This window comes from Mucilaginibacter terrenus (assembly GCF_003432065.1).
Classification (GTDB): Bacteria; Bacteroidota; Bacteroidia; order Sphingobacteriales; family Sphingobacteriaceae; genus Mucilaginibacter; species Mucilaginibacter terrenus.
This window is the reverse complement of record NZ_QWDE01000001.1, coordinates 1,333,419-1,348,757: the sequence shown is the minus strand read 5'-3', so window position 1 is coordinate 1,348,757 and position 15,339 is coordinate 1,333,419. Positions and strand designations below refer to the sequence as shown.

Sequence of the window (15,339 nt, the reverse complement as noted above, 5' to 3'; positions counted from 1 at the left end):
ACATCAACAAATCAATAGTTTCGGCAGCAATCAACAACACCACTAACATGAGAAACCGGCAAAGCTTTTACACTACTTTCCTGATGAGTTTTCTGATGATTTTCTGGCAGACCATTTTATTGAAGCTGATCGGCGGACAGGAAGGTTCACATCAGCCCGACAGCTTCGGCCTGATGATTCTTCAGATCGTTATGGCCATCAAATGTATCAGCAGTTCGGTAATCATCATGCCTTCCGCGCCTAATTTAAAGCAAATCATCGCAGGCTACATTGCTGCCGATATGCTTATTGCGTTTCCGCTTCTGTTGAGTAATCATCTCTTTTTGCTCCCATCTGGGATAGTGATCAGTCAGGTTGTCCTGACCATTATTTACTTCACCTCAGACCGCAGGCTATTCAGAAGAACACGGACCATCCAGCAATGGGAGACATCAGGAGCTTTAGTTTTCAGGGTATCTAATTTACAAGTATGAAAAGACTACATGAAATTATGAACATAAAATCGAACCTGAGGAATCAAGGGTTTGATCACACTTTTGTAATGGAGCGGGAAAACATCAGATGTCTGGAATACGGTGTAGTCATCTCACCCGAGGAATTTGAGATCATAGAAATCCATTATTGCAATACGCTGAACAACGATGACAAATGCATTATCTATGGCATAGAACTCACATCGTACGGCGTCAAAGGAGTATTAATTAGTCACTATCAATGCTACCTCGCCGGAATGTCAATACAGCTATGGCATAAGTTCGCCGGAATTCTTCGGACAATGTTCATTAGCGGAACCTGCCGCCCGGTAAATAATCACCTAAAAATAGTTCGATTTCATAATAACCCGGTACAACAATTAACATGAAAGCGCAAAGAGAGATGATGAACAGAAGACCCGGAGTATTACCCGATTTTACACGGCCGGGAACTTATACGGGGTGCTGGAAGCTGGAACTCGGTACGAAGAAGCTTTCTATTTGCCCCCGTACCCGAAGAATGCTGGGTCTTCGGAAAAATCAGGAAATGGACTTAAGCGGATTTTTAAAACTGCTGGAACCAGAACAGGTAAACCACCTCATCCGTGAATTTACTTGCGCCTGCGCGACAAACTCGAAATTCGAGGTAAGGGTTAAAGTGAATACGCCGGGGGGAAAAGTAAAATGGCTCCGCCTATCCGGAGTGCAATTCTACCGGGGGTGGGATATTGCGGAGCAGATGGCAGGTGTCGTTGAAGATACCACGCAGCTGATGAACGAAGAGTGTTTAAGCCTTGCCGTAGTCAACCATGAATTGCGCAGTCCTTTAACGGTCGTCAAACTAAATATTCAGCTTTTAATAAGGATGCTTTCCGGCGGCCGGGACCAACACACGGTAAGGGTACTCCAAACAGTGGATCTCCATATCAACTGTATGACCAGCGTCATCGAGGAATACCTGACATCGCCTGTAAGCGAACTTCACCAGTCTGCGTCAAACAGGACAGTTTTTTGTATGGAAGATCTGATCAGCGTCATGATTAGTGAAATGAAACTGCTCCATCCCGGCTACCGCTTCGTCAGGCAAAATGAAGCTAAAGTTCAGGTCCGGGCAGATAAATACAAGATCATACAGGTTTTAGTCAATTACCTCAACAACGCGGTTAATTTTTCTTCGCCGGCTTCCCGGATCACGATCAGTAGCAACACAACCAACACCTGTGTAGAAGTGGCGGTACAGGATCAGGGCATTGGTATTCCTGCTGGACAGGAAATGCAGCTTTTTCAAAAATTCTATCAGGTTGAGTCGAGATCGGTCCGCAAAAAAAACAGCAAAGGTTTGGGCTTGTACCTGGTAAAAAAAATCATCACCGACCATGATGGCACCGTTCGGGCGGAAAAAGGCCGCAGTGGCGGATCTGTATTTTATTTCAGTTTACCCATTTACCGGGCGGACGCCCAGGGAGATTCAGGCAAGGTTACAACCAGGACGATATGATCAATCAGCAAATGATAATAATTAATTCGTTTTTTATGAAAACTAAACCGATCTGTTTTTTTAGCGCACTTAGCGGATTGCTGCTGCTCTGCACAAATGCCCGGGCTGATGAACTACAGCCGCTCAAAATTGACCATATTGGAGTAGACCTCGCTGTAGCTTTTCTTCTTTTTTTATTGCTGATCATTGCCGTGTGGCTTTACCGTCTTTCCCGCAGGCTGAGGGAAGAAGCCGACGCAATCGAGAGACCGGATGGCCAGGTCCGGGAGCAGTTGACCAGCTTAAACCGCGTACAGATCGATCAGTTGATCAACCATAGCGACGTTGAAAAGAAACCAATAAAGCGCAATGGAAGGGACAAAGCTATCAAAGCATTAACCATAGCAATAACCCTGGTTCTTTCGGGCCATGCAGCTAAGGCGCAGGATGCTTCGGTAGCAGCAACAATAAATAGCCCTGGAATCTACATTATGCTTGTGCTGGTTATGCTTCCCCTGATCGGGTTAGTCTATATTGCTTGCGTCAAATTAAGCCGGATCGTAAACAGCGCCCGTGAGTTCCGCCTTAAAAAGCAGGCTGTCAGATTAACGCAGCAAATGGAAGATGATGAAGAATTCTTTGCCGGAGTGCTGCGCCGTAAAAGGGCACTCGATTATACCTTAAATGACAGCGAACTGGCAGGCAATGTCCCGCCGGATGATAAAAAAGGCCTGCTGACCAATGTCGCCGAGGTAAACGGCGTGCGTTTCATTTCACCGAAAAGGAGGGCGGCCAAAAAGCATAATGTCGATCCTAAACTGGTAAAATTGATCCTTTGGTTCTTGTGTACCGGGACATTCTGGTTGGTCGCGGGTACCTCAATTGGGGAGTACATCGGTATTAAATTCGTTTCGCCGGACGCGGATCATGTCAGTTGGTTAAGCTTTGGCCGGTTACGTCCTACCCACACGAACATGGTTTTCTGGGGATGGTCTTCCCTGGCCATGATCGGACTGGGACATTACGTAGTAACCACGGTAAGTAACACTGTATTATACAGCACCAAATGGGGCTACTACACGCTGATTCTGATCAATTCAGCGGTGTTGTGCGGAACTATTTCGCTCATGGCTGGAATAAATAATGGCGGCGGAGAATACCGGGAATATACCTGGCCGGTAATGGGCCTGTTTGCCCTGGGAATTGTCATCACCCTGATCAATTTCCTAAAAACGATTGCCCGGCGCAAAACTCCGGAAATCTATATTTCTAACTGGTATATTGTTTCTTCAGTCATGTTCCTGACCGTGATCGTCATTGTAGGTTATGTGCCCTGGTGGCAGAATGGATTAGGCGAAACAATCGTGCAAGGATTTTATATGCACCAGGCAGTGGGTATGTGGTTTATGCTTTTTAACCTGGGCCTGGTCTACTATTTTCTGCCTCAACATTTAAATACCCCAATTTATTCTTACAGTTTAGGTATCCTGGCTTTTTGGTCCCAGATACTCTTTTACACGCTGATCGGCACACATCATTTTTTGTTCAGTTCCATACCCTGGTGGTTGCAAACAGTCGCCATTGTCGGCAGCGTGGGTATGCTGATACCTGTTTTTGCTGGCACGACCAATTTCCTGATGACCATACGCGGGAACTATCATAAGATCTCGCGCAGCTACACGCTGCCATTTTACGTCACCGGGATCATCTTCTATTTTACGGGTTCAACGCAGGGGACAGCAGAGGCCTTTCGTTCCACTAACCTGGTTTGGCATTTTACCGATTTCACTGTAGCACACTCGCATATCACCATGTACGGTATCATCGCCTTTATGCTTTGGGCCTGTATTTATACGCTCGTACCCAGGTTGACCGGGAAGGAAGCTAAACAAAGTTTGGTAGGCGCCCACTTCTGGATGGCGCTGGTCGGTATCCTGTTCTATTCGATTCCTTTAATGGTCGGCGGAACATTGAAGGGCATGGGCTGGGTAGCCGGTAAACCGTTTATTGATGGCGTAAGCCTGATGGCTCCCTATTGGCTTTGGCGTGCCATCGGCGGATCGTTAATGTGGGGCTCTCACCTCCTGTTCGCCTGGAACATGTATGCCATGACCGTCATCAGTACAGAAGCTGAAGTGCAGGCGGCGGTTTTTGAAAAATTGGATTACTTACCGGCAAATGCCACAATTTAAAGGGAACAAATGGATATTTATACCAATCATAAAAGGCTTTATCTGGCGGCGCTCTGCTTATTCGTCTTCCTGACGATTTTCGTAGCGATTATCCCGGCCCTAAACAACCAGGTTAATAACGCGCCTCTGCCCGGGAGCAAACCGCTTACGGCGCTGGAAGCGGCGGGTAAAGGGATATTTATTGCTGAAGGATGTGTGGCCTGTCACACCCAGCAGGTCCGCAACCTGGAAATGGATAGAAGTTGGGGGACCCGGCCGGGTGTTGCCGCTGATTATGCCCGGAATACGCGCACAGATATTTGGCGGAACACAGCGACCTTAATGGGCTCCGAACGGACCGGCCCGGACCTGACCAATATCGGCAACCGGCAATCAAGCGCTGACTGGCATTTCCTGCATTTGTACAATCCGAGATCGGTAATGCCGGCATCAGTCATGCCTTCCTATAGCTGGTTGTTCACCGTTAGTGATTACGCTTATACGGAGGATGTAGTGGTGACTGTTCCGGAGGAATTCAGAAAAGGGGTCACCGGAAAAATCGTTGCTTCACCGCAAGCGCTGGCGCTCGTAGCTTATTTAAAGTCTTTGAAACAAACACCGCTGCCCACCGGCAAACCTGTCCCTGTTTTTTTATATGGTAAGGCGACAGGATCTGGAAGCCCCGCGGGTTTGCCAAGTCCGGCCAAAACAGGCCCGGATGGCAACGCTTTATATGCGGCTAATTGCCAGGGCTGCCACCAGGAAAACGGGCTGGGACTGGCCGGCGCTTTTCCACCGCTGAAAGGCAGCAAAGTAGTGTTGGACAATAGCCCGGACGTGCAAGTGACAATTATCATGAAAGGGTATAACGGCCGCGTAAGCGAAGGTTATGGCATCATGCCACCGGTGGGAACCAACAACAACCTGAAACCGGAAGAAGTAACCGCCATTATCAACCATGAGCGGGGAAGCTGGGGGAATAATTCCAAAAAGGTAACGGTTGAAGAAGTGAAAAAGATCATTGCGTCATTAAAATAACAAGAACCTTGAAACTAGAACAGATGCATAATTACACTACGGTAAGCGAGGCGATTAATGGATTAACAGGCCGGGGTTACACACACGATTTTAACGCCAGGGCGGGCAAGGCGTGTAAGCCATGCCACCCTTCAGGTACCGCGTTGTCGCCGGAGGAGTTTGAAATAGACGAAGTGCATCGTTTTGAAGGCTTGACAGATCCCGGCGACGAGATGATCCTTTATGCCATATCTTCTGCCGGATTGCAGATCAAAGGCATACTCCTGAGCGCTTACGGGATGTATGAAGAGCAGCTCACTTCATGCATTGTTCAAAACTTATCATTCAGATCATCTTCAATATAAATAAAATGAAAAAGTACCTGTTCCTATTCGTCGTACTGGCTTATAGCCAGGCTGCATTTGCCTGTGATGCCTGTAAAAAGCAGCAGCCTAAATTTTTGCAGGGCATCACGCATGGACCCGGACCTGACAGCAATTGGGATTACCTGATTGTAGCGCTTATGGTCTTCATTACGCTTTACGTGATGGCCGCTACCCTTAAATGCTTAATCAAACCCGCCGAGATTGGCCGGGAGCATATCAAGAGGATGATCTTAAACGACTGATGAGATGAAAAATCAAAGTTTTGTTACTCTTTTTATCGATGACGAACCGCAACCGGTTGGCGAGTTCCCGGCTCCGGTGGCATTCGACCTGGATACGAGGAAGTTGGTCGACGGCGGTCATATATTGAAAGTGGTGAGTAAGGACCAAAAGGGAAAGGAAGGTATAAAACTGATCCCTTTCAGTGTCCGGAACGGCCCCGCCATTGCTGTCGAGGGAATCAGAAAGGATGAAGTGGTCGAAGGTGTCCTGCCATTAATGATCAATGCTTACAGCAAGGGCGATCAGCGGACTTTTGTCATACACGGAAGTGAAACGCCCCAGAGCATTCCCTGGTGGCTGGTCGCCGGAATTATCCTTTTTGTTGCCTGGAGCGGATATTTTATCATCACCTCGCTGGCTACAAAACTCTGAATAACAATACCGTCATTAAAACCAGATATGGAAGATATTCAAGATTTAGCGTCGATCAGAATTATGGTGGATGATTTTTATACCCGGGTGCGGAAGGACGAATTATTGGGTCCGGTATTTTCATCAGTGATTACGGGAGACTGGCAACCGCATCTCAACCAGATGTACGATTTCTGGAACGCAGCACTATTTGGCGTGCCGGGTTTCAGGGGAAGCCCGTTTATCAAACACGCGCCGCTGCCGATAGGTACAGAACATTTCATTCGGTGGATTAAACTGTTCAATCAAACCATCGACGGGCATTTTCAGGGGCAGGTCGCTGCGACGGCTAAAAATAAAGCCGAACTGATGTCAGTATTATTCCAGAATAAGCTCCAGTATGCCAAAGGGCAAAAAAAGATCATTTTTTAAATGTAATTTAAGTGGTTTATGGAAAATTTAACGGAAGATAAAAATGTAAAAGTAGTGCAGGTAGCCTATGCGGCGAGTACCAATATGCGCCGGCATGTCGCCACATGCGATGCATACCTTATAGCCGAAGAAGGTAGCGCTTTGCTGATCTACGCAGATGAACAGCTGGAGGTCAATGCAGGGAGCTTTGCAATGATACCTGCCAATGTGGAGCACCTGCTCAAGGTCATCCAGGATTTTAAAGGATTTATTGTTTTAAAGCGGGACGGATTAATCAATTTCACAGATGAAAAATAAACCCCTTAAAAGAAGCGGCTATCTCGTGCCTTTTTCCCGGGATCATCATGCAGGCCTGCTATTCTGCTGGAAAATCAAAGAAGGACTCAAGAAAGGGGCATCTTTTGACAGGATTGCAAACTACGTCCGCTTTTTCTGGGAGGAACACCTCAGGGAGCATTTTCAGGAAGAAGAGATCCTTTTATTCAATCAACAGGATACTGAATTGGCACGCCGGGGAAAGGCAGAGCACGTAGCGCTGGAATCGTTGTTCCTGGCAGCCATTGAGGGGCGGTTAGCCCGGCCGGACTGTTTACCTTTCGCCGAACAATTGACCGCGCATATCAGGTTCGAAGAACGTGAATTTTTTCCTTTTATGGAAAACAACCTGCCACCGCAGGTATTGTCCGCCATCAGTGATATATTGATCAGGCTGCATACACGACCGTTCGAGGATAATTATCCCGACGAATTTTGGATTAAATAAAACGAAGATCATGATCATAAAAAAAATTCTGGCGGAACTCGGAACCACCGACCGCCCCCTATCGAAAATTATCAAAACAGGTGATTCCTTTAAAACGATGGCCATAGGACTGAAAAAAGGGGTGACCTGGCGGGACCACAAAGCCATCATGCCGACAAAATTGATGGTAATGGAAGGCAGGGTTACTTACGTGCAGGGAGAAAAAAAGGTCGAACTGGATAAGTTCGATGATTTGGATATTCCGGTCAACATCGTTCATTCCCTGCAAGCCGCAGAAAATAGCATCTGCATCTTAATTCAGGGTTGAGTTTATATACTACCTGAGGTAACTAAAAATCATTATGATAGAAACGGATATCTGTATTATTGGAGCCGGCCCGGTCGGACTATTTGCGGTTTTTGAAGCGGGCTTATTAAAAATGCGCTGCCACGTGATCGATGCACTGCCGCAGGTTGGCGGACAGTTATCGGAGGTTTATCCTCATAAACCGATTTATGATATCCCGGGATACCCTGAGATCAAAGGCCTGGAACTTGTGGATAAGCTAATCCAGCAGATCAAACCGTTCCTGCCGGGTTTTACCCTGGGCGAGCGGGTGGATACAATCCGCCAGCTTCCGGATCAAACCTATGAGCTTGCCTCCAGCGAAGGGACGATCATTCATTGTAAAGTCATCGCCATAGCAGGTGGCCTGGGTTGTTTCGAACCACGAAAGCCGGTATTGGCCGGTCTGGAAAAGTTTGAAGGAAGAGGAATCAGCTACATGATCAGAAACCCCTCACTGTATGAAGGAAAAAAGGTGATCATTGCCGGTGGTGGAGACGCTGCTCTGGACTGGGCCATTTACCTAGCGGATATTGCCAAACGGGTTACCCTGGTACATCGGGGTGATACATTTCGGGGACTACCCGATTCAGCCTCGCGGATATTCGAACTGGCACGCGAGGATAAAATCACTTTGCTGCTTAAATCCCATCTGACCAAATTGACAGGTGAAGATCACCTGACGCACGTGGGAATAACAGACCATCAGCAAAATGAGCAGCACTTAGCCACAGATCAGCTGATACCTTTATTTGGCCTGAGCCCCAAACTGGGGCCGATAGCGGACTGGGGGCTTGGCATTAATCAAAACGCGATCCTGGTGGATACCCTAGACTACAGTACAAACCGGGAACGAATATATGCCATCGGCGATATCAATACCTATCCCGGCAAACTGAAATTGATATTGAGCGGGTTTCACGAAGCAGCGCTGATGATGCAAAGCGCCTTTCATTTCGTTTACCCCCGGGAAAAGCTGAACTTTAAATACACCACCGTTTACGGCGTAAATACTTTTTAATATGATTGTTTTGACTGTAGAAAACCGAAACGGGGGGCGTTTGCCGGTAGAAGTTCCTGAAGATATCAGTCTGAGCCTAATGGAGCTGTTAAAGGCCATGGGGTATCCGATCGCTGCAACATGCGGGGGGCTGGCGCTTTGTGCCACCTGCCATGTGGAAGTTCTGCAAGGTGCTGAACAACTTCCGCAACCGAATGACGCGGAATTGCAAATGCTGGATACGCTCCCGGCGCTAACGGCTGGCAGCCGGTTATCCTGTCAGGTTAAAATTGCCCCTATCATTAACGGTATGGTGTTCCGGATCATGCCGGAGCAATAAACGGCTAAAAAGAACAGCAATAAAAAAGAAAAACTAAATTAAGCGAAGTTTATCCAGTCTTATGGAAGATATCAGTTTGTATTCGATCTCCCGGCTCCAAAAAGTTTTTGCACTGACCACTAAAAGAAATGATTATTTCTTTGTGGATTTCGGTAAGGAACCGGTATTTACAAACGAGCCGTTCCGTACCGAAACTTACACCATTTTGTTTTTAAAGGAAGGCAGCATCAATCTTCAGGCCGGTTTAACCTCTCAGGAAGTATTCGGGCCTGCTATCATCACCATAGGCCCCTCAGTAACCCGTACCTTCCGGCGCAGCACGGAGACGCCTGTAATGGAGTTGTTATTTTTCACCGACGCTTTTTTGCTGGAAACCAGGTCAAATATTTTTTACCTGAATAAGTATGTTTTTTTTGAGGACAATGACCACCACATATTAAAGCTCGATGAAACGGCCGTAAAACGGATCACCCCTATATTTGATCTGATCAGAACTACTTTCAATGTCGAACATACCAACGAATCCGTTTTGATGCGTAGTTACAGCTATTTGTTGATCCATGAAGTTGACGCGCTACATAAAAGCATTGGCAATCCTTCGCTGCCAGGCGATGAACAAAGTTCGATCTTCATCAAATTCCGAAACCTGTTAACCAGGGAGTTCTGGCGGCAGCGCTCGGTTAGTTTTTATGCCAATAACCTGAACGTTACACCAAAGTATCTTTCCGAATTAATTAAAAAACAAACCGGAAAAACCGCAGGTGAATGGATTGACCGCGCTGTTATTTTAGAGGCGAAAGTTTTGCTACAGAATAAAGAATTGGGTATTGCCCAGGTAAGCGACAAATTACATTTCTCAGATCAATCCGTATTTGGCAAATTCTTTAAAGCCCATGAAGGCATATCTCCTGTAGAATACCGGAAAAGCCTTAAATAATCTTGCACTCATCTTTCCGGGTAACAAAAGGTCGGCACATGCGCCATGAACACCCGCAACAAAGCTACCATCCGGTATTCCTCTTGAATCAACGGTAGAATCGACGAAAACTACAGCCAAACCAACCTTTTTAGTCCCTAATTACATCGGATCTTTGTACCAGATCATTAGCAGTTCGTTGATGATCAACTCATACAATTTAGAAAAATGAAATACGTAGCAGAACAAGACCGGAAATTTACAGACATGGGCGGGGTGAAGATTTACCATGCTATATTCCCGATACAGTTAAGCCCCACTGATGATACAACCTGGGGTCCCGTTATTCGGTTTGATAACAAAGTCTTGCTGCCCGGGAGACAGGAAGTGCAGCATTTCATAGGTAAGCCGATCCAGATACTCCGGATCGCTATCAATGGGTCCGTTGATTATTTCGATTCGTGGGGCTATCGCACCATATTAGGAGAGCAGGACGCGCTGTTGATCAACTCCGGCAAGGACATTCTTTCTGCGGTTATACAAAATAACGACGACCAGGCAGATACCGAGCTATTAGAAATATGGTTATTGTCCAATGCGGATGAAAAAACCTATCAATTTCATTCCGGGCCGGTAAGCCGGGAAAAAGGTAAATTTTATACGCTGATTTCCGCAGGCGATGATTCGGATAACCATCAGCTGCAGCAAAAAATAGCTATACGTATAGGGACCTTTAATACCGGCTTAACGGAAACCATCCGTGATATCGCCGAAGGACACCGGATCATCTTATTTGTATTCAATGGTGAAGTTATTGCCAACGGGCAGCAGTTAAAGTACCGGGACACCGCCATATTTTCTGGCGAGGCCAGCATTACAATGGAATTTAAAAAAGACACCAATTTGTTCCTGATGGACCTCCGAAAGCAGACCATCGAATAATGGGATTAAGTATGTCGAATAAACAATTATCTCCGCCAGAACAACAACCAGCAATACTTTAAATAGTATGAATTAAAGTACCTAATACAGACATAAATCATGGAAAATATTTACTTCAAGCCTTGTAAAAACAGGCTGATCAGGATCCTTTTGTGCCAAATTTTACTGATCCCGTCAATTGTTTATGCCCAGCAGGATGCCAGGCCATACCAAATTTCCTTACAGCAGGCCATCAGCCTGGGAAGATCAAATAATAACCTCGTCAAAGCAGCGCAAAGCGAGGAGAGCGCGGCTAAGGCGGATCTCAGTGATGCGAAGATCAATGCCCTTCCTTCCATTATCGCAAGCGGTGATTACCAGCGCTTCACGAGTTTAACCTTGTATGACGGCTTTTTAGGGCACGCCCATTCCGTTCCGAAGCGCCCCAGCTCCAACGGCGCTGACTTGAATGTTTCGGCTGCATTCAATTTATACTCCGGCGGCAAGCAGAAAGCATTTGAAGCAGAGCAAAACGGCAGAAAAGAACTGGCTACGGTTGGAACGCTTGAACAAACTGCAAGCGTCAGCTTGCAGGTAGTAGTCCAATACCTTGGTATGGTCAGACTGAATGACCAGAAACGCTTTATACAGGAGCAGGTACTCCGGGCCGAAACACGGGTGAAAAACATCAATGCGCTATACAGCAATCAAAAAGTTACCCGGAGCGATGTTCTCCGCGCCGAGCTGGTCCTTTCTTCTGTCAAATTAAATCTGGAACAAGCAGACAACGATATAACGATCGCCAGTCAGAAACTCAATGTGTTACTAAACCTACCCGACAGCATCAGGGTGTTACCGGCTGATTCTGCAAACATGCCCCGTCCACTGGCGGATACCTTGAATTCCTTAATCAGTGAAGCTACCAGAAGTGCGTATGTCATTCAAAAATCCGCCTTTAACCTAAAAATCCAGGAGGCCCGTATTAGCGGAATTAAAGCCAATTATTTGCCATCCCTCGCACTTATTTCCAGCTACGGGTTCAGTTATCCGAATACCATCTTTTATCCACCAGTCGACCAGGCATACAGCATTGGCTTTGTCGGATTGAAGGTCTCGTATAACATCTCATCAATTTATCAAAACAAAAACAAAATGTCTGCCGGTAAGAGCCGGCTGCGAGAACTGAGCTACGTTCAGCAAAATATAAAGGATAATGTGAAACAGGAAGCTAACAGCTTACTGATTAAATACCGGGAAGCGCTGAACCGGATTACGGTGACTGAAAAATCTATTGAGCAGGCCAGGGTAAACTACAAGATCGTCAGCGCCAAATATTTTAATCAACTGGCACTGTTAACCGACCTGCTGGACGCCGATAATCTTTACCAGGAAAGCCGCTTCAACCTGGTACAGGCGCAAACCGGCGCTCAACTTATTTATTACCAATTACTTTATGAATCAGGAAAGTTTTAACAGCTCACATAAATCATCATATACATAGAAATCATGGATACTATAGCAAAATCAAAGTTTCATCCAGGCAATATAATTTTAGGCATAACCGCCCTGCTGGTTGTCCTGGCGGCAATTTTTTATTTCACCGGTTATTTTCTGAGGGAAAAGCATTTTTTGGAAACAAATGATGCACAGGTTGAATCCTATATCAACCCGATATCCGCACGTACCGGCGGCTACATCAAAAAAGTACTGTTTGAAGAACATCAGGAGGTCAAAGCCGGTGACACGCTGGTCATCCTGGACAACAGGGAAAACCGTCAGCGACTTACCGAAGCTGAAGCCGCAGTGGAGGATTCCCGCGCACAACTGGCCGTTCTGGAGGCTGGTATCTCGTCTGCCCAAACCGCAACGCTGGTAAATAAGGACCAGATTAACGGAGCCAAGGCAAGGTTAGTGCTACAACAGGCGGATATTAAGCGGTATAAGAAGCTGGTAAAAGATGAAGCCGTTACAGGGTCAGACTTGGAATCAGTACAATCGCGTTATGATGTCTCGGTGAGTGACTACAGCGCTGCGGAAAATAATCTAAAAACCAGCTACGCCAGGATTGCGGAGCTTAAATCCCGTCGGGCATTGCTGGCAGCGGACCTGAAAAGAAAAATGGCGGAACTTGAACTGGCACGTCTTAATCTAGGCTATACCACCATTATAGCGCCATACACAGGAAGGATGGGCAAAAAAACGATACTGGAAGGTCAGCAAATCCAGCCCGGTCAACCGCTGGTCTCCATCGTCAACGAAAAAGACAAATGGGTTACCGCAAATTTTAAAGAAACCCAAGTTTACGGCATGTATATCGGGCAACCGGTCGAAATACGCGTAGATGCCATTGATGATAAAGTTTACCAGGGAACTATTGAGGCGATCGCTGCCTCGACAGGCGCTAAGTTTTCGCTGCTGCCGCCTGATAATGCTACCGGGAACTTTGTCAAGATCGTGCAAAGAATTCCGATAAAAATCAGATTCACTTCTTCTGACATCAGCCCGGTTAAGGCCGGCATGAACGTAATGGTTTCAGTTAAAAAGAAAGCGATATGAACACGCCAACCTATATCAGACCCTGGCTTTTGAAATGGAACTGGGGTATAAGGATCACATTCTTCCTGATCCTGTTGTCATCGATAATGGAGTTTGCCTCCATTGCGTTAAGCCAGAATTATGTATTGTCCTATTTAGGCGCCCAGCCGGAAGATATCACCTTGGGCGTGCAATTAACCTATGCGGCAATCATCACCACACTGCCGATACAATTCAGATTCCTTAAGTATTTTGAGACCAGGAATTACCTGTTGTTTGTCACGTTCATTTCCATATTGCTTAATGTGGCCTTCATGGTGAACACGAGTGTAATGGCATTCTTTTTCATCCGTTTTTTTCAAGGATGTGCTGTAGCTTGTCTGTCAGGAAGTATGCTGGTCATCATACCGGGCTTTTTACGCCCGGAACATGCCCGGCCAATCGGTTCTACGATCTTTTATGGCACTGTGCTAAGCAGCAGCGTATTGTTAGGACTCATTGCCTCAGCAGTTATCCAAAGTTCTGATTTCACCGAACTTTATGAGTACCTGATCCTGTTCCAGATAATCGTTTTTGTGGTGATTTTCTTAGCTTTCAACGCAAGGTCAAATATCCGAAAGTATCCTTTATATCAAATAGACTGGACCGGAACTGTTTTTTTTATGATGGGGGCAATTAGCCTGGCTTATACTCTTGTTTACGGCTCAAAATATTATTGGTTTTCCGACAGGCGCATACAATTTGCGGCCATGATCAGCATTACCAGTGGGGTTTTATACATAGTCCGGCAATACCTGATTAAAAGGCCGCTGATTAACCTCGAGGTTTTCAGATACAAAAAGTTTTGGATTGGCTTGCTGTTGCTGGGATTTTACTACGGATCAAAGGAAAGTATCAACATAGTTTACGGCTATACAGTAGCCGTTTTACAATGGAGCTCAACGCAGGAGATGATCCTTGGCCTGTGCAGCGTCAGCGGGTTGATCATTTTCATGATCATTACTTCCCAGATCCTGATCCGGAAAAAAGATGTCATCATGTACTTTTTTATAGTCGGCCTGAGCATGTCGCTCATTTACCATCTCTGGATGTATTTTATATTCGCACCCGACCTGGCGTTCGAAGATCTGCTCTTGCCCGTCTTTTTTCAGGGTGCAGCTTCCGGCATACTTTTCGTTCCCATTATGATTTTTACGCTGACATCGGTTCCCGTGACCACCGGTTACTCAGGGTTGATCATAGCCGCTTTTACCCGCTTTACTTCCTTACTAAATGCCGGTGCCGGGTTCTACAACCTGCAACTTTATTATGGACAAATTTTTAAAGAAAGCTTTCTTATTCATCTCACCAGCGTCGACGTTAATGCCGCAGAACGACTGAATGGTTTCAAACAACTTTTTGTATCCAAAGGCTTTTCAACCGATCAGGCCGCTAGCATGGCCAACGCCTCGTTGGCAAAATCGCTGGCTGTTCAGGCACAGTTGCTAAGCAGCAGGGCAACCTTCCTTTTTATTGCTGAATTAACGGGGGCTGCATTACTGATCGTCGTAACCGCTGTGTTATTTCAATTGCTATACACCAGTTCCAGTCTGAATCCGATTGTGGCTTCAAATGGACACTCAACTAAAAGATCATGAACGACAACACCAACTCGGCTAAAGATCTGGAAGTTAAGATAAAAGCCCGGGTTGATAAGGTTAATCCTCATCCTGATAATCATCAGCCAAAGGTCTCAGCTCAACAGCATTCGTCCGGCCCGGTTGAGTTCCCGGACGACCTGGCTAGATTTATGGCTTATGCCGGTTGATTAACGGTATATCGCCTGTTTGGCAAGGTTTAGCGAATTATCGGCAATACTTGTATCAAAGTAACTAGTAAGATGTTGCTTATCAGTTATTTACTATTGTTGGCATGTCCTTTACCGTGTTATTGCAGATCATTCCTGTTTTA

General features: G+C 46.2%; 19 protein-coding genes. All 19 read left to right on the top strand.

Going from position 1 to position 15,339, the window contains the following annotated elements:
* Positions 1 to 47: 47 nt before the first annotated feature.
* Positions 48 to 473 carry a hypothetical protein gene (locus DYU05_RS05950; protein ID WP_133300169.1) on the top strand — a complete coding sequence of 142 codons (426 nt, stop codon included), beginning with the start codon at positions 48 to 50 and terminating at the stop codon, positions 471 to 473.
* A 385-nt stretch (positions 474 to 858) separates the two neighbouring features.
* On the top strand, positions 859 to 1,971 hold the full coding sequence (locus DYU05_RS05940; RefSeq protein WP_117382041.1) for a sensor histidine kinase: 1,113 nt from the start codon (positions 859 to 861) through the stop codon (positions 1,969 to 1,971).
* Positions 1,968 to 4,142, top strand: coding sequence for a cbb3-type cytochrome c oxidase subunit I (locus tag DYU05_RS05935; RefSeq protein WP_235853962.1), 2,175 nt, complete (start codon positions 1,968 to 1,970; stop codon positions 4,140 to 4,142). The genes DYU05_RS05940 and DYU05_RS05935 overlap by 4 nt, the downstream gene beginning before the upstream one ends.
* 9 nt (positions 4,143 to 4,151) lie before the next feature.
* Positions 4,152 to 5,159 carry a cytochrome c gene (locus DYU05_RS05930; RefSeq protein ID WP_117382040.1) on the top strand — a complete coding sequence of 336 codons (1,008 nt, stop codon included), beginning with the start codon at positions 4,152 to 4,154 and terminating at the stop codon, positions 5,157 to 5,159.
* 8 nt (positions 5,160 to 5,167) lie between these two features.
* Positions 5,168 to 5,503, top strand: a complete 336-nt coding sequence (locus DYU05_RS05925) for a phosphoribosylpyrophosphate synthetase (protein WP_205771795.1) — start codon at positions 5,168 to 5,170, stop codon at positions 5,501 to 5,503.
* 5 nt (positions 5,504 to 5,508) lie between these two features.
* Positions 5,509 to 5,766: a hypothetical protein gene (locus tag DYU05_RS05920; RefSeq protein ID WP_117382038.1), complete on the top strand. Its 258-nt coding sequence runs from the start codon at positions 5,509 to 5,511 to the stop codon at positions 5,764 to 5,766.
* 4 nt (positions 5,767 to 5,770) lie between these two features.
* Complete coding sequence (locus DYU05_RS05915) at positions 5,771 to 6,178, top strand: cytochrome C (protein ID WP_117382037.1); 408 nt, start codon at positions 5,771 to 5,773, stop codon at positions 6,176 to 6,178.
* Between the two features lie 27 nt (positions 6,179 to 6,205).
* Entirely contained in the window at positions 6,206 to 6,589 is a 384-nt protein-coding gene (locus DYU05_RS05910) for a group III truncated hemoglobin (protein ID WP_117382036.1), read from the top strand.
* A gap of 18 nt (positions 6,590 to 6,607) precedes the next feature.
* Positions 6,608 to 6,886 (top strand): cupin domain-containing protein, encoded by a 279-nt coding sequence (locus DYU05_RS05905; RefSeq protein ID WP_117382035.1) that lies wholly within the window; start codon positions 6,608 to 6,610, stop codon positions 6,884 to 6,886.
* Between the two features lie 25 nt (positions 6,887 to 6,911).
* Positions 6,912 to 7,352, top strand: a complete 441-nt coding sequence (locus tag DYU05_RS05900; protein WP_165852001.1) for a hemerythrin domain-containing protein — start codon at positions 6,912 to 6,914, stop codon at positions 7,350 to 7,352.
* Between the two features lie 10 nt (positions 7,353 to 7,362).
* Positions 7,363 to 7,659 (top strand): cupin domain-containing protein, encoded by a 297-nt coding sequence (locus tag DYU05_RS05895; RefSeq protein WP_117382033.1) that lies wholly within the window; start codon positions 7,363 to 7,365, stop codon positions 7,657 to 7,659.
* A gap of 34 nt (positions 7,660 to 7,693) precedes the next feature.
* Entirely contained in the window at positions 7,694 to 8,698 is a 1,005-nt protein-coding gene (locus tag DYU05_RS05890; protein ID WP_117382032.1) for an NAD(P)/FAD-dependent oxidoreductase, read from the top strand.
* Position 8,699: 1 nt separating this feature from the next.
* Positions 8,700 to 9,017 carry a 2Fe-2S iron-sulfur cluster-binding protein gene (locus tag DYU05_RS05885; protein WP_117382031.1) on the top strand — a complete coding sequence of 106 codons (318 nt, stop codon included), beginning with the start codon at positions 8,700 to 8,702 and terminating at the stop codon, positions 9,015 to 9,017.
* 61 nt (positions 9,018 to 9,078) lie between these two features.
* Positions 9,079 to 9,954: a helix-turn-helix domain-containing protein gene (locus DYU05_RS05880; protein WP_117382030.1), complete on the top strand. Its 876-nt coding sequence runs from the start codon at positions 9,079 to 9,081 to the stop codon at positions 9,952 to 9,954.
* A 207-nt stretch (positions 9,955 to 10,161) separates the two neighbouring features.
* Positions 10,162 to 10,875 carry a pirin family protein gene (locus DYU05_RS05875; protein ID WP_117382029.1) on the top strand — a complete coding sequence of 238 codons (714 nt, stop codon included), beginning with the start codon at positions 10,162 to 10,164 and terminating at the stop codon, positions 10,873 to 10,875.
* A 99-nt stretch (positions 10,876 to 10,974) separates the two neighbouring features.
* Positions 10,975 to 12,327, top strand: a complete 1,353-nt coding sequence (locus tag DYU05_RS05870) for a TolC family protein (RefSeq protein ID WP_117382028.1) — start codon at positions 10,975 to 10,977, stop codon at positions 12,325 to 12,327.
* Between the two features lie 33 nt (positions 12,328 to 12,360).
* Positions 12,361 to 13,410, top strand: coding sequence for an HlyD family secretion protein (locus DYU05_RS05865; RefSeq protein ID WP_117382027.1), 1,050 nt, complete (start codon positions 12,361 to 12,363; stop codon positions 13,408 to 13,410).
* Positions 13,407 to 15,026 carry an MFS transporter gene (locus DYU05_RS05860; protein ID WP_117382026.1) on the top strand — a complete coding sequence of 540 codons (1,620 nt, stop codon included), beginning with the start codon at positions 13,407 to 13,409 and terminating at the stop codon, positions 15,024 to 15,026. Before DYU05_RS05865 ends, DYU05_RS05860 begins: the two co-directional genes overlap by 4 nt.
* A complete protein-coding gene (locus tag DYU05_RS21030; RefSeq protein ID WP_165852000.1) occupies positions 15,023 to 15,196 on the top strand; it encodes a hypothetical protein in 174 nt (57 codons plus the stop codon). Before DYU05_RS05860 ends, DYU05_RS21030 begins: the two co-directional genes overlap by 4 nt.
* Positions 15,197 to 15,339 lie beyond the last annotated feature (143 nt).

Coding starts and splice junctions, on each gene's coding strand:
- DYU05_RS05865 (WP_117382027.1), top strand. CDS start 12,361: ATGGATACTATAGCAAAATCAAAGTTTCATCCAGGCAATATAATTTTA.
- DYU05_RS05915 (WP_117382037.1), top strand. CDS start 5,771: ATGAAAAATCAAAGTTTTGTTACTCTTTTTATCGATGACGAACCGCAA.
- DYU05_RS05920 (WP_117382038.1), top strand. CDS start 5,509: ATGAAAAAGTACCTGTTCCTATTCGTCGTACTGGCTTATAGCCAGGCT.
- DYU05_RS05860 (WP_117382026.1), top strand. CDS start 13,407: ATGAACACGCCAACCTATATCAGACCCTGGCTTTTGAAATGGAACTGG.
- DYU05_RS05880 (WP_117382030.1), top strand. CDS start 9,079: ATGGAAGATATCAGTTTGTATTCGATCTCCCGGCTCCAAAAAGTTTTT.
- DYU05_RS05940 (WP_117382041.1), top strand. CDS start 859: ATGAAAGCGCAAAGAGAGATGATGAACAGAAGACCCGGAGTATTACCC.
- DYU05_RS05885 (WP_117382031.1), top strand. CDS start 8,700: ATGATTGTTTTGACTGTAGAAAACCGAAACGGGGGGCGTTTGCCGGTA.
- DYU05_RS05950 (WP_133300169.1), top strand. CDS start 48: ATGAGAAACCGGCAAAGCTTTTACACTACTTTCCTGATGAGTTTTCTG.
- DYU05_RS05935 (WP_235853962.1), top strand. CDS start 1,968: ATGATCAATCAGCAAATGATAATAATTAATTCGTTTTTTATGAAAACT.
- DYU05_RS05930 (WP_117382040.1), top strand. CDS start 4,152: ATGGATATTTATACCAATCATAAAAGGCTTTATCTGGCGGCGCTCTGC.
- DYU05_RS05870 (WP_117382028.1), top strand. CDS start 10,975: ATGGAAAATATTTACTTCAAGCCTTGTAAAAACAGGCTGATCAGGATC.
- DYU05_RS21030 (WP_165852000.1), top strand. CDS start 15,023: ATGAACGACAACACCAACTCGGCTAAAGATCTGGAAGTTAAGATAAAA.
- DYU05_RS05875 (WP_117382029.1), top strand. CDS start 10,162: ATGAAATACGTAGCAGAACAAGACCGGAAATTTACAGACATGGGCGGG.
- DYU05_RS05895 (WP_117382033.1), top strand. CDS start 7,363: ATGATCATAAAAAAAATTCTGGCGGAACTCGGAACCACCGACCGCCCC.
- DYU05_RS05905 (WP_117382035.1), top strand. CDS start 6,608: ATGGAAAATTTAACGGAAGATAAAAATGTAAAAGTAGTGCAGGTAGCC.
- DYU05_RS05890 (WP_117382032.1), top strand. CDS start 7,694: ATGATAGAAACGGATATCTGTATTATTGGAGCCGGCCCGGTCGGACTA.
- DYU05_RS05910 (WP_117382036.1), top strand. CDS start 6,206: ATGGAAGATATTCAAGATTTAGCGTCGATCAGAATTATGGTGGATGAT.